The sequence below is a fragment of the Planococcus maritimus genome, assembly GCF_001592825.1.
Taxonomy (GTDB): Bacteria; Bacillota; Bacilli; order Bacillales_A; family Planococcaceae; genus Planococcus; species Planococcus maritimus_C.
In genome coordinates this window covers 316,769-330,618 of the sequence record NZ_LTZG01000021.1, presented here as the reverse complement: position 1 = coordinate 330,618, position 13,850 = coordinate 316,769, and the positions used below count along the sequence as shown (strand labels likewise).

At 48.3% G+C, this 13,850-nt stretch carries 13 protein-coding genes and 1 other annotated feature (1 of these 14 cut by a window edge); of the genes, 9 read left to right on the top strand and 4 right to left on the bottom strand.

Annotated elements, in window-relative coordinates:
- Positions 1–98, top strand: a binding site (T-box leader); it begins 97 nt to the left of the window's first position.
- Between the two features lie 83 nt (positions 99–181).
- A complete protein-coding gene (gene leuS, locus AY633_RS12020; RefSeq protein ID WP_068488560.1) occupies positions 182–2,593 on the top strand; it encodes a leucine--tRNA ligase in 2,412 nt (803 codons plus the stop codon).
- Between the two features lie 1,264 nt (positions 2,594–3,857).
- Here the strand turns inward: leuS and AY633_RS12015 are convergent.
- Positions 3,858–5,144, bottom strand: coding sequence for a BaiN/RdsA family NAD(P)/FAD-dependent oxidoreductase (locus tag AY633_RS12015; RefSeq protein WP_068488559.1), 1,287 nt, complete (start codon positions 5,142–5,144; stop codon positions 3,858–3,860).
- 129 nt (positions 5,145–5,273) lie between these two features.
- Here AY633_RS12015 and AY633_RS12010 point away from each other — a divergent pair, with 129 nt between their 5' ends.
- Positions 5,274–6,878: a putative polysaccharide biosynthesis protein gene (locus AY633_RS12010; RefSeq protein WP_068488558.1), complete on the top strand. Its 1,605-nt coding sequence runs from the start codon at positions 5,274–5,276 to the stop codon at positions 6,876–6,878.
- Between the two features lie 11 nt (positions 6,879–6,889).
- Entirely contained in the window at positions 6,890–7,603 is a 714-nt protein-coding gene (locus tag AY633_RS12005; RefSeq protein WP_068488557.1) for a pseudouridine synthase, read from the top strand.
- Positions 7,604–7,630: 27 nt separating this feature from the next.
- On the opposite strand, the gene AY633_RS12000 is transcribed toward AY633_RS12005, so the two are convergent.
- Together AY633_RS12000 and AY633_RS16650 are read right to left on the bottom strand one after the other, a co-directional pair.
- Positions 7,631–7,852 carry a DeoR family transcriptional regulator gene (locus AY633_RS12000; protein WP_058381140.1) on the bottom strand — a complete coding sequence of 74 codons (222 nt, stop codon included), beginning with the start codon at positions 7,850–7,852 and terminating at the stop codon, positions 7,631–7,633.
- The gene (locus AY633_RS16650; RefSeq protein ID WP_068488556.1) at positions 7,849–8,028 is read right to left on the bottom strand and encodes a hypothetical protein; all 180 of its coding nucleotides are present in this window, start codon (positions 8,026–8,028) and stop codon (positions 7,849–7,851) included. Before AY633_RS16650 ends, AY633_RS12000 begins: the two co-directional genes overlap by 4 nt.
- A 127-nt stretch (positions 8,029–8,155) precedes the next feature.
- On the opposite strand from AY633_RS16650, the gene pepV reads away from it, so the two are divergent.
- The 6 genes from pepV (at position 8,156) to AY633_RS11965 (ending at position 13,500) form a co-directional block, all read left to right on the top strand.
- Positions 8,156–9,523, top strand: coding sequence for a dipeptidase PepV (gene pepV / locus AY633_RS11990; RefSeq protein WP_068488555.1), 1,368 nt, complete (start codon positions 8,156–8,158; stop codon positions 9,521–9,523).
- 22 nt (positions 9,524–9,545) lie between these two features.
- Positions 9,546–10,394 carry a D-amino-acid transaminase gene (gene dat, locus AY633_RS11985; protein ID WP_068488554.1) on the top strand — a complete coding sequence of 283 codons (849 nt, stop codon included), beginning with the start codon at positions 9,546–9,548 and terminating at the stop codon, positions 10,392–10,394.
- An 88-nt stretch (positions 10,395–10,482) separates the two neighbouring features.
- Positions 10,483–11,019: an RNA 2',3'-cyclic phosphodiesterase gene (gene thpR, locus AY633_RS11980; RefSeq protein ID WP_068488595.1), complete on the top strand. Its 537-nt coding sequence runs from the start codon at positions 10,483–10,485 to the stop codon at positions 11,017–11,019.
- 17 nt (positions 11,020–11,036) lie between these two features.
- Positions 11,037–11,948 (top strand): diacylglycerol/lipid kinase family protein, encoded by a 912-nt coding sequence (locus AY633_RS11975; RefSeq protein ID WP_068488594.1) that lies wholly within the window; start codon positions 11,037–11,039, stop codon positions 11,946–11,948.
- 21 nt (positions 11,949–11,969) lie between these two features.
- Entirely contained in the window at positions 11,970–12,617 is a 648-nt protein-coding gene (trmB, locus tag AY633_RS11970; RefSeq protein WP_068461566.1) for a tRNA (guanosine(46)-N7)-methyltransferase TrmB, read from the top strand.
- A 25-nt stretch (positions 12,618–12,642) separates the two neighbouring features.
- The gene (locus tag AY633_RS11965) at positions 12,643–13,500 is read left to right on the top strand and encodes a YtnP family quorum-quenching lactonase (RefSeq protein ID WP_068488553.1); all 858 of its coding nucleotides are present in this window, start codon (positions 12,643–12,645) and stop codon (positions 13,498–13,500) included.
- A 33-nt stretch (positions 13,501–13,533) separates the two neighbouring features.
- On the opposite strand, the gene AY633_RS11960 is transcribed toward AY633_RS11965, so the two are convergent.
- Positions 13,534–13,848 carry a PepSY domain-containing protein gene (locus AY633_RS11960; protein ID WP_068488552.1) on the bottom strand — a complete coding sequence of 105 codons (315 nt, stop codon included), beginning with the start codon at positions 13,846–13,848 and terminating at the stop codon, positions 13,534–13,536.
- Positions 13,849–13,850: the final 2 nt, after the last annotated feature.

Below are 13,850 nucleotides of genomic sequence, written 5' to 3'. Positions count from 1 at the left end.
GTCTGCGCAATCATTGCGCCGTTTTCCGCGTTAAGGAATCAAGTTGAGCGCTATAGCGCTAATTTGGGTGGTACCGCGGGAAAAATCCCGTCCCTTAGTTTAAGGGGCGGGATTTTTTATTTTGCTGAAAATCTGTAAGGCATGCGGACATCCGCTTGTAATTAGAGGAGGAAAATAAGAAATGTCGTTTAATCACAAAGAAATTGAAAAGAAATGGCAGCGTCACTGGCAGGAAAACAAAACCTTTAAAACCGAAAATACGCCAGGCAAGGAAAAATTCTACGCGCTGGATATGTTCCCGTATCCATCAGGTGCCGGTCTCCACGTAGGGCACCCGGAAGGTTACACGGCGACCGATATTTTGAGCCGCCAAAAACGTATGCAAGGCTTTGATGTACTTCATCCGATGGGCTGGGATGCCTTCGGTTTGCCGGCTGAACAATACGCGCTTGATACCGGCAATGACCCGGCAGAATTTACGGCTAAAAACATCGAGACTTTCAAGCGCCAAATTCAGGAGCTTGGCTTCTCGTATGATTGGGACCGTGAAATCAATACGACCGACCCGAATTATTACAAATGGACGCAATGGATTTTTATCCAGCTTTACAATAAAGGCTTGGCGTATGTTGATGAAGTAGCGGTCAACTGGTGCCCGGCACTCGGTACAGTGCTTGCTAATGAAGAAGTGGTCGACGGCGTTTCTGAACGCGGAGGCCATCCCGTTGAACGCCGCCCGATGCGCCAATGGGTATTGCGCATTACAGAATACGCAGACCGTTTGCTCGAAGATTTGAACGAACTCGATTGGCCGGAAAGCTTGAAGGACATGCAGCGCAACTGGATCGGCAAATCCGAAGGGGCTGAGCTCGAATTCAACATCGACGGCACAGGGCTTTCTTTCCGCGCCTTTACGACTCGCCCGGATACAATTTTCGGCGCGACGTATGCAGTACTTGCCCCGGAACATAAATTGGTCGGGGAAATCACGACATCCGAACAAAGTGAAGCGGTCGCTGCCTATATCGACAAAGTGAAAACGAAAAGCGATTTGGAACGTACCGATCTGGCTAAAGACAAGACGGGCGTCTTCACAGGTGCTTATGCGATCAATCCGGCAAGCGGCGAGAAAATGCCGATCTGGATCGCCGATTACGTCCTCGCAACTTATGGAACTGGTGCCATCATGGCGGTTCCGGCACATGATGAGCGCGATTACGAATTCGCCAAACAATTCGAATTGCCGATCGTTGAAGTCGTTTCAGGCGGCAATATCGCTGAAGAAGCTTACGCTGGTGACGGCGAACTCGTCAATTCCGGATTCCTTAACGGCTTGAACAAAACCGAAGCGATCGGAAAAGCGATCGACTGGCTCGAGACGGAAGGCGTCGGCGAGAAGAAAATCACGTACCGCCTGCGCGATTGGCTGTTCAGCCGCCAGCGTTATTGGGGAGAACCAATTCCGATCATCCACTGGGAAGACGGTACAATGTCACCGGTCGACGATGCGGATCTGCCACTCGAACTTCCGGTCACGACAGACATCAAACCGAGCGGAACTGGCGAATCGCCGCTTGCCAATATCGAAGAATGGGTCAACGTGACGCATCCTGAAACCGGCATGAAAGGCCGCCGCGAAACGAACACGATGCCGCAATGGGCAGGTAGCTGCTGGTATTATTTGCGCTTTATCGATCCGACCAACGACGAAGCCATCGCAGATCCGGAATTATTGAAACGCTGGCTTCCGGTTGATGTCTATATCGGTGGTGCGGAACACGCCGTCCTTCACTTATTGTATGCGCGTTTTTGGCATAAAGTGCTTTATGACCTTGGCGTCGTGCCGACAAAAGAGCCGTTCCAGAAATTATTCAACCAAGGAATGATCCTCGGTGAAGGCAATGAGAAAATGTCGAAATCCAAAGGCAATGTCGTCAACCCGGACCAAATCATCGAAAGCCACGGGGCGGATACGCTGCGCATGTACGAAATGTTCATGGGGCCGCTCGAAGCGTCCATCGCCTGGTCGACGAACGGTCTAGACGGATCTCGCCGTTTCCTTGACCGCGTGTGGCGTTTGCTGGTTGAAGAAGGAACAATCTCAAGTAAAGTCGTTGAACAAAATGACGGCAAGCTGGAGAAAATCTATAACCAGACCGTCAAGAAAGTGACCGAAGACTTCGACGGACTGCGCTTCAATACGGCAATTTCGCAAATGATGGTCTTTATCAATGAAGCGTATAAGGCCGACAACTTGCCGAAAGAGTATATCGAAGGCTTCGTGAAGATGCTGTCGCCGATCGCGCCGCATTTGGCTGAAGAGCTTTGGAATAAACTCGGGCATAGCGAAACGGTAACGTATGAAGCATGGCCGACATTCGACGAGTCGAAGTTAGTAGACGATGAAATCGAAATCGTCGTCCAAGTGAATGGCAAAGTAAGAAGTAAGCTGACTGTCGCAAAAGACATCACGAAAGAACAACTGGAAGAAGCGGCACTCGCCGACGAGCACGTCCAAAAGGCGGCAGAAGGTAAGCAAGTACGCAAAGTCATCGCCATTCCAGGAAAATTGGTCAATATTGTTATAGGATAAATAATGAAAACCGCCAGGGAGATTTCCCTGGCGGTTTTTATGGTGATTTGAGTGTGAATGTGACAGGACATATTAGAGAAATGAGTGTAGAAGCTACTTCTTGTAGACTGCGCTCCAATGGCTGCTTTCCGGGGGGCGGGGGTTGAGCCAATGTGCCGAAGAACGCGGCACATTTGTCTCGCCAGCCCGCTCGGTCCCTCAGGAGTCAGCCATTTCTGCTCCGTCTCCTAGTTTAGAGTGGAAGTTAATTTCTTTAGCTCACTCGGCAGAAGGTAGAGAGATGCATCGCACTTTGCAACTAGTGAATAGGGATAAAACTGACGAAGTAATATAGAATAGCTTCCGCTTGTCGACTGCGTTGCAGGGGGCTGCTTGGGGCTCGCAGAATGCGAGTCATGCAGCTGATGCGACAGGACGTCGCGTTTTCAGCTGCCCGGGTATGGGGCGGGTGCCCGGCCAATGTGCCGAAGAACGCGGCACATTTGTCTCGCCAGCCCGCTCGGTCCCCCAGGAGTCAGCCATTTCTGCTCCGTCTCCTAGTTTAGAGTGGAAGTTAATTTCTTTAGCTCACTCAGCAGAAGAAGTGGAGGTGCATTCATGTTCTGTAGTCTGCTTCAACCAGGTCAAAGAATGAAGTATCGCTGGTCATCGTCTATTGAATACAATAAAAAGCGGACCGAATAAAACATCATATGACCAGACGCCGCGTCCCAGGAAGCGATTCCCCCGCTAGCCGGCAACTGAATAAAGAAGCAAATCTGCTTAAACAGTCTTCATTCAATGAAATCTCTTAGCCGCCGAGCGTAAAGGGGAGAGCCGACGCAAGAAGACGAGTGTCCTTCTCGGCTTCTTGCAGGAGGCCAACCCAAAGCACGGCGGCGACGATCCAGATGAAATTCACTCCAATGCTCAATAATATTTATACAGGAAAGCGCTCGCTATCCTATTCGAAGCTGGACTAGGGAAGCGATTCCCCCACTAGGCGGCAACTGACTAAAGAAGCTGATCTGCTTAAACAGTCTTCACACAATGAAATCTCTTTGCCGCCGAGCGTAAAGGGGTGTGCCGACGCAATAAGACAGACGTTCTTTCTGGCTTATTGCCAAAGGCCAACCCAAAGCACGGCGGCGAATACCAACAAGAAACTCACTTCAATGTTCAGCAACATTGCTACAAGAAAACACTCACTATCTTCGATTCCATATACGTCAAGAAGTAAAGTCCCATTATTTTTCGCTTCATTCCAAAGAAAAAAGCCCATTGCTTAAGCAATAGGGCTTTCGGTTTGATAAGAAGCAGCAAACTCAGCCGCGTTTTTCCCTGCGACATGACCAGTGACAAGCGCGGAAGTGATATTATAGCCGCCGGTATAGCCGTGGATGTCGAGGATTTCGCCACAGAAGAACAAGCCGGGCTTTTTCTTTGAATGCATCGTCTTCGGCTCGATTTCCTTAATCGACACGCCGCCGCCCGTAACAAAGGCTTTCTCAATCGGCTGCGTACCGGAAACGGTCATCGTGAATGCCGTCATCTCACTAGCGAGTGAACGAACTTTATCCGCCGGCAATTCAGCACCGGTCAATTGCGGATCGATACCTGCACGATCCAACAAGAACAGCAGCCAGCGTTCCTGCGCCAAGCTTTTCCAGACATTCTTCAAAGCTTTTTTCGGTTCTTCTTTCATCAGCTTATTCAATAGCTGGAAAGCTGATTCCGCATTGTCATCCGGCATGGAATTGATGCGGACCGTTACCTCTTGGCCGCCATTTTTCTTCAGTTCCTTGACAACGTACTGGCTGCAGCGCAAGATAGCTGGGCCGCTCAAGCCGAAATGGGTAAATAGCATATCCATTTGGTGGGTCACGAGTGCTTTGTTTTTCTTGTTCAAAACCGTAACGGCAACGTCGCGCAGGGCAAGCCCTTGCAGGTCGCGTGATTTGATGAACGCTTCGTTCGACAATAACGGAACTTCTGTCGGATAGAGGTCGGTGACGGTGTGTCCTGCTTTTTCCGCCCACGGATAGCCATCTCCGGTCGATCCAGTTTGCGGGACGGCTTTTCCGCCGACTGCCACGACGACTGCGAGCGATTCGAATTCCTCCCCGGAGTGCAGGCGGATGCCAGTCACTTTATCGTCATTCATCAATAGGCTTTTGACAGGAGAATCCAGTTTGCGTTCAACGCCGAGCCTATCCATTTCGCCAAACATCGCATCAGCGACGTCTTGTGCACGGTTGGACACCGGAAACATGCGGCCGTGGTCTTCTTCTTTTAACGCCACACCGAGGCTCTCGAAAAATTCGATGATGTCTTCATTATTAAAGACGGAGAACGGGCTGTACATAAAGCGTCCGTTGCCGGGAATGTGGCGGACGATTTCTTCTAAAGGCAAGCGGTTCGTCACATTGCAGCGGCCGCCGCCGGAGATGATTAATTTTTTTCCTAGCTTTTTGCCTTTTTCGACGAGCAATACGCGCTTGCCGTTTGATGCGGCAGCGATAGAAGCCATTAAGCCGGAAGGGCCGCCGCCGATGATGATGATGTCATACATATAGTAAAAACTCACTTTCGTTTTCTTTTCAGTATACACGATGAGTCAAAACACGTTGAGTAATTTTGTCTATAGGTGTAAACTATCGTGTAGATTGCTTTTTATTTTGAACAAGTCAGGGAGTGCAAAATGTCCTCATTAATTAAAGGAACAGCTATATTAACATTGGGTTTATTTCTGTCGAAAGTGCTCGGCGTCATCTATATCATCCCGTTTTACAGCATGGTGGGAGAAGATAATATCGGGCTTTACCAGTATGCTTACATCCCGTACAACTTGATGCTGGCACTGGCGATTTCCGGTGCGCCGATCGCGTTTTCCAAGTTCACGGCCAAATACAATTCACTCGGTGATTATGAAACCGGGAGGAGATTATTGCGTTCAGGCTTATTGACGATGATGGTTACAGGATTCGTGTCGTTCTTGGCACTGTATCTATTGGCAGAACCGCTTGCTCGTATTACCATCTCAGACGATGAGCTTATCTACTCGGTAGGCGATATCGCAGATGCCATCCGCTGGGTCAGCTTCGCGTTGATCGTCGTGCCGTTCATGAGTTTATGGCGCGGCTTTTTCCAAGGCTATAATTACATGATGCCGACCGCCGTGTCGCAATTGATTGAGCAGATCGTCCGCATCATCTTCTTGCTCGGCGGGGCATTCGCCGTCATTTACATATTCAACGGCACGCCAAAAACCGCCATTCAGTTTGCGGTATTGTCCGCTGCTATCGGTGCACTTGGCGGACTTGTCACTTTGTATTATTTCTGGCGCAAAAAGAAACCGGAATATAATCATTTGCTGTCGACGTCGGTGGAATCCTATGACGTCCGCTTGCGCGATATGTACCGTGAGATCCTGTTATATGCCGTACCGGTCATTTTCCTCGGCATCGCCAACCCATTATTCCAGTTTGTCGATTTGATGACCTTTAACCGGGCGATGGCAGCTGGCAATAACATCATGGAAACGGATTTGCTTGGAATCTTGAACTTGACCGCACACAAACTGGTCATGATTCCGGTCATGCTCGCGACAGGCTTCTCAATGGCGCTCATCCCGCTCATCACGAAGCACTTTACGCGCAACGAGCACCTACAAGTAACGAAAACATTGGACCAATCGTTCCAGTTAATCTTATTCTTGACCTTGCCTGCAGTCATTGGCATGACGATGCTATCGGATGAACTATATCATGTCTTTTACCAAGTAAGCGACATCGGTTCGGAGATCTTATCGCATTATTTACCAGTCGCGATTCTGTTCGCTGCATTTCCTGTGACTGCTTCCATCTTGCAAGGCATCAATAAGCAAAAATGGATTGTCATTAACTTAGTGATCGGCCTAGCCTTGAAGGCGTTACTGAATACACCTCTAGTCATGTGGTTTGAAACGGATGGCGCAATCGCTGCGACGATCATTGGTTATGTCGTTGCCATTACGATGAACATGATCATTATTTCAAGAACAATGAATTATCGCTCGAAAATGGTATTCCGCCGAATTTTACTGATCCTCATTTTGAATGCCATCATGGCGCTAGCTGTATATTTTGCGATGAATGGTCTGGATTACTTGATCGGCATGGACAATAAATTCTTGTCGATGATCCGCATCATCTTGATCGGTGGGGTAGGCGCGATTGTTTACGGATACCTCAGCTTGAAGACAGGCCTTGCCCAGAAGCTGCTCGGAGCGAGAATTACACGCATTACAAGACGCTTCGGCTTCTAGGAGGAAACAATATGAGAATCGATAAATTATTATCGAATTCAGGATTTGGCTCACGAAAAGAAGTGAAAATCTTGCTGAAATCGAAAGATGTGGAAGTCAACGGTGAAACGGTGCGTGACCCTAAATTCCACGTAGACGAAAAACTAGACCAAGTGTCTGTCGGGGGCGAATCGGTCGTCTACCGGGAATTCATCTATTTGATGATGAACAAACCGCCAGGCGTCATTTCCGCGACAGAAGACCGTTTTGATGAAACCGTTATCGACCTTCTGACACCTGAGGAAAAGCGCTTTGAGCCGTTTCCGGTTGGGCGACTCGATAAAGATACGGAAGGGCTATTGCTAATCACTAACGATGGCAAATTGTCGCACGAGCTGTTGTCGCCGAAAAAGCATGTCGACAAAACTTATTATGCGAAAATCGATAGCCCGGTGACAGAGGAAGATGCAGTGGCATTCGAGCGAGGTGTCGTGCTCGATGATGGCTATGAGACGAAGCCTGCAAAGCTGCGTATTTTACGCAGCGGAGAAGAATCCGAAATCGAATTGACCATCACTGAAGGCAAGTTTCACCAAGTCAAGCGCATGTTCGAAAGCGTCGGCAAACAAGTGGTGTTTTTAAAGCGTTTGTCGATGGGTCCGCTATCGCTGGATGAATCGCTCGCTAGCGGAGAATACCGCGAATTGAGCGAAGAAGAATTGGCCACATTAAAACAAAGAAAATGACCGCCTAGGCGGTCATTTTCTTTGTTTTCAGGATGTCATCTTGACTTTTTTCTCCGTCGTTGTCCATTTGCCCCGAACCGGACTTTTGATCAGTTCGTTAAAGGCCAACACATTCAAATCTCTTTGAATGGTGCGAGGAGTGATGCCGAATTCATCGACCAGATCCTGTGTGGTCACAGTCCCGTTCTCGAGAATGTACTTGTACATGTCTTTGATTCGAATGAGCATGCGGTCAGTTGTGGGTTTCATAAGTTAAGAACCACTCCTTCATCTTTAATACCAATGGCAAAGACTAGCGGACGCGTGAGTGTGGTGTATACAGCAATTAAGGAATAATAGCGGTAGACAGCTCCTTTTTTTAGAAAATCCGTCAATTTGACTTGTCTGACAATTTGATTATAGCGGAAAAACGTTTCGAATTCCATGATTTCGAGTTTTCTTTACTGGAACTTAATATGCGTGAAATAGAAAGTTTTTGCAGAAAATAACCGGCTGTTCTTTAAATTATTTGAAAAAGGTGTACAATAGCCATAACAAAAAGGAGTGTGAGGCATGGATTGGCAGCAGGAAGCAGAGCGGCGTAAAGAAGAATTGCTCAGTGAATTGCAGGAGTTGATCGCAATTCCGAGCGTATTAAGCGAAGTTGGAAATCCTGACGCTCCTTACGGAAAAGAAGTGAGAAAAGCGCTGGATTGGTTTTTGGAAAAAGGAGACCGTGCAGGGTTCCAAGTGAAAAACGTCGATAATGTGGCGGGGCATTTGGAAACTGGCGAAGGGACAGGACTTCTCGGGATCCTTGGCCATGTAGATGTCGTTCCGGCTGGAGACGGCTGGACAAAAGATCCGTTCGCCGGTGAAATCGCAGACGGCAAACTATTCGGCCGCGGAGCTATTGATGACAAAGGGCCGACAATCGCTGCATGGATGGCGCTGAAAATGGTCAAAGATGCAGGATACGATTTCAAGCGCCGTGTCCGTTTGATTATTGGTACAGATGAGGAAAGCGGATTCCGCTGTGTGGAGCGGTATTTTCAGACGGAAGAAATGCCGGATATCGGTTTTGCTCCCGATGCGGATTTTCCGATCATCAATGCGGAAAAAGGCATTGCCGACATCAAGTATTCATTGGCTTCAGGGGATGCAGGTGAGTTGTTGGAGTTCACTTCAGGGGAACGAACCAATATGGTGCCGGACCGAGCAGTGGCAAGAGTGGGGCTGGCATCCGATGAAATCGATTCAGCATTCCGGGAATTTTGTGAAGCGGAACAGGTCTCGGGCGATTGCGAACACATAGCTGATGAAACCGTTTTGACTCTTTACGGCAAATCGGCACACGCGATGGAGCCAGATGCCGGCGTCAATGCGGGTATTTTGCTCGCGAAGTTTTTGCAGGATAAAGTGACGCAAGACGGAGCGGTATTTACCCGCTTTATCGCCCAATATTTCAGCGGTGATTCCAGGGGAAGAAAGCTTGGGCTTGACTATACAGATGAGGCCTCAGGTGATACGACTTTCAATGCCAGCATCATGCGCTACAAGGCAGGAGAGCGAGCGGATGTACGCGTCAGCATGCGTTATTCGGTCAGTTGCCCATTCGATGAATGGATGGCTGGCCATGAATTAGAAGGCGTTAAGGTAGATATAGTATCAAATTCGAGGCCGCACTATGTAGATGCAAATGATCCATTTATCAAAACATTACAGCAGTCATACGAAAAACAAACCGGTGAACACGCAGACTTATTGGCGATCGGTGGCGGCACATATGCCCGCGTGCTCGATAAAGGAGTTGCTTTTGGCATGTTGTTTCCTGGAGAACCGGATGTTGCGCATCAAGCGGATGAATTCGTTGATATCGACAATTTAGTAAAAGCTACAGCCATCTATGCAGAAGCCATCTATCAATTGGCTTGCAAATAACGACAGGAAAGAAGGAATGGCAATGGAATGGATTTTGTTCAATGGGGAAACGGTAAAAGAACAGGATGTAGAAATTTCAAAAGAAGATCGCGGCTATCAGTTCGGAGACGGCATTTATGAAGTAATCCGCGTGTACGAAGGAGATTTGTTTACCGCAACCGAACACATCGACCGCTTTTATGCCAGTGCAGAGAAAATTCGCATTACGGTTCCTTACACGAAAGACGTATTTCATAAGATGCTGCACGACTTGGTCGAATTGAACCAAATCGACAATGGCCAAGTGTATGTTCAAATCACCCGGGGAGCGGCTCCGCGCAATCATCAATTCCCGGAAAGTGCAGAGCCGGTTGTTGTCGGTTACACGAAATCGGTCGAACGCCCGGTGGAAGCTATGGAAAACGGAGTGAAAGCGTTGCTGCTCGAAGACATGCGCTGGTTGCGCTGTGATATCAAGAGCTTAAACTTGCTTGGTAATGTGCTCGCGAAACAGCAGGCTTCTGAAGAAGGCTATTTCGAAGCGATTCTTCACCGTGGCGATACCGTAACAGAAGGCTCGTCTTCGAATATGTACGGCATTAAAGACGGGGTACTCTACACTCATCCAGCGACGAACTTGATCCTGAACGGCATCACAAGACGCGTCATTTTCGAACTTTGCGAAGAGCTTGACATTGATGTAGTGGAAACGGCGTTCACTAAACAGCAGGCACTTGAGATGGATGAATTCTTCATGTCATCTACGACCTCGGAAGTTATGCCGGTCATCGAGATTTCTGGACAGAAAATAGCGGACGGTACACCTGGCGAGTTGACGCGCAAACTGCAACAAGCTTTTGAAGCGCGGATCAAATTGGGTGTCATTTCCTGATTCCTGCACTTATTATTCAATCCCGGGACCGGCAAACAGCCGGTCCTTTTTTTGCGCTTGTCAGTTATAATGAAGTGAGGTGATGACCATGAGTACGCATTATTTTATCGGTATCCGAATTCCCCAGCAAATTGCACAGCAAATCGGGCAAGCGAGAGATTCCTGGAATTTGTCCACACATAAGCGCCTGACACCGCCGGGCGATATGCATATTACCTTGGTGTTTATCGGCGAAGACCGTTTCGATGAACTACAGGAGATTGCCGAGCGGCTCGGAAAAATTGACCAAGCGTCATTTCGCTTGAAACTTGCTGGCGTAAAGACATTCGGCAACCCGGAAACCCCACGCATCGTCTATGCAGCGCTTGCGGACTGCCCAAAGTTGATGGGACTTCAACGTGCTGTGGAGCAGCAACTAGAGCCATTGGCGCTTGCTACAGACCCGAAACCATTTGTCCCGCATATCACGCTAGCCAGCCGTTGGAGAGGCGGAAGCTTGCCGGAAAATTGGATGCTTGAAGACCTGGAATTTCCGGTCGACTCATTTTCTTTATTCGAAATTCATCCGCAGAAAACCCCTCGTTACAGGGAAATTCAAACTTATTCGTTGAAAGGCGACGCTTGAGCGTCCGGCACATCCATATGAAAATTATCTTTATCATCAACCCACAAGCTGGAAACGGCGCGGCACTCTTGAAATGGCACAAGTTTGTCAAAACGATCGACTTTCCACACGAAGCATTTATCACACAGTTCTCTGGGCATGCCTTTCAATTGGTCAGCCAGTTGGCAGCACAGCCGGACAAAAGCCTAGTGATAGGTTTTGGTGGAGACGGCACGATGCGAGAAATTGCCGCGGCGGCATCCGGTGCAGGGCAATTAATTATCGCTTCGGTACCTGCAGGATCGGGCAATGATTTCGCCAGGACGTTCGGCTGCTTCTCCAATGCGCAGGAAATTCAGCGATACATAGAAAGCCCAGCTGCATTAGCGACCGACATCGGCCAAGTGACGGGCACAACGGAGCAGCTATTTGCCAGCAGTTCAGGAATCGGCTTTGATGCGGCTGTTGCTCAAGCCGTCAATCACTCACGCATGAAACGATGGCTGAATAAAATCCGGCTTGGCAAACTGGCCTATTTGATTTTTGTCATAAAGACCTTGTTTACATTCCAGAAATTTCAACTGACGGTCGAAGCGAATGAAGCGGTTCACCATTTTGATGATGTATGGCTCGCCACCGTCAGCAACCAGCCGTATTTCGGTGGAGGGATGAAAATTTCACCTTACTCGTCAGTTCATGACGGCCTGCTAGAATTGACGGTCGTCCACGGCTTGCCGAGATTGAAACTGCTGGCTGTTTTTGGTACGGTATTTAGCGGAAGCCATACGAATTTTTCGGAAGTCGTGCAGTTCAGCGGAAAGTGTTTTGTACTCGCCGTGGACCGCCCAGTGCCGCGCCATATGGACGGCGATGAGGCAGAAATGGCGTCTGTAAAAGAAGAACTTGAATTTCGCGTATCCGCCAAACAATGGCAACAAGCAAAATTATAACCAGAAAGAGGATGTCTATACATGAGAGCAAGATACAAGCCATGGGCTGCAGAATTGATCGAAGCCCATCCGGAAATCGTCATTCCGAATCCGGAAACACTGAAAGGCAAGTGGCACGAGGAGTTCGGCAATGACCATCCGATCCACATCGAAGCCGGAAGCGGAAAAGGCCGTTTCATTACGGGAATGGCACAAGCCAATCCGGATATCAATTATATTGGTATTGAGTTGTTCGAAAGCGTGATTGTGACAGCTCTTCAAGGGGCGCTCGAGCCAGAAGACGGCATCCCAAACTTGCGCCTGTTGCAAGTGAATGCGCAAGAGCTTGAAACTTTTTTTGAAGCGAGCGAAATCGGTCGTGTTTACTTGAATTTTTCGGATCCTTGGCCAAAAACTCGCCACGCGAAACGCCGATTGACGCACGAAAGTTTCCTGAAACTATATGAACGCGTGTTACCAGAAGGCGGCGAAATTCATTTCAAAACCGATAATCGAGGGCTTTTTGAATATTCGCTCACAAGTATTTCCGAATATGGTATGTTATTGAAGGATGTATCATTGGACCTTCATGCCAACGAACCGGAATGGAATATTATGACGGAATATGAAGAGAAATTTTTGAAAAAAGGGCAGCCGATCTACCGGCTGGAGGCGAAATTCCAAGCGTAACATCAACTCATAAGGGGGAGTTTGTATGCAGAAATTTCAATTTCACGATATGGAGTTAACTTGGCTTGATGGGGGAACGACGTGGCTCGACGGGGGCACGATGTTCGGCGTTGTTCCCAAAGTAGTATGGTCAAAACGCTATCCTGTAAATGAGCACAATCAAATCGAATTGCCGACGCATCCGATTTTGGTGCAATTTAAAGGCCATAATATTTTGGTCGACAGCGGCCTTGGCAATGGTAAATTGACCGAGCGCCAAAAGCGCAATTTGGGCGTTTCCTCGGAATCGCGTGTAGAAGAAGAGCTAGAAGAACTGGGTCTGTCTTCAGGCGATATTGACACGGTATTGATGACACACCTTCACGGCGATCATGCGGCTGGCTTGACGAAAAAACAAGGCGAAGCGTATGTCTCGGCGTTCCCGAATGCGAAAATTTACGTATCGGCAGTGGAATGGGAGGAAATGCAAAACCCGAATATCCGCTCACGCAATACGTATTGGAAAGAAAACTGGGAGCCGATTATCAGCCAGGTCGAAACCTTTACTGACGAAATGACCATTTTCGATGCGATCACCATGATCCATACAGGTGGGCATTCAAACGGCCATAGCGTCATTAAATTTGAGCAAAACGGAGAGACGGTTCTCCATATGGGCGACATTATGCCGACCCATGCGCACCAAAACCCGCTTTGGGTATTGGCGTTTGACGATTATCCGATGGACTCTATCTATGCAAAAGACAAGCTGATGAAAGAGGCCTTGCCGGGCAATTTCTATTTTAGCTTCTATCACGATGCCTTTTACCGCCTCATCAAATGGACTGAGGATGGAAAAGAAGTCGTTGATGCTTTGGAACGTAAAGAAAAAGTGTTTGAATAAAAAATGCCCTGCGGCTATATCGCAGGGCATTTTTTATGATTTGGTGACTTCTAGGACAGCGCCTGTATAAGCGTCGGCCAAGAACTCATATTGCTCAAGTTCATCGTCCCGATGACGTGTGATGCCGCCTTTATAGACATCAGTCTTGACCGCATGTTGGTTGTAAGGTTCGGTTTTCATAAAGATCCATGAACCGTCGATCGGGCCTTCCTCTTTAAAAGACTGTTTAACTTTTTTCAACACATCGTCAGCCGGATAAAGCGTTTGTTTGTTTTCGTAAACTTCCTTAGCGATATAAGCTGCGGCTGCGCCGGCAGCAAATCCAATGAGCAAATCACGATTTTTCATGA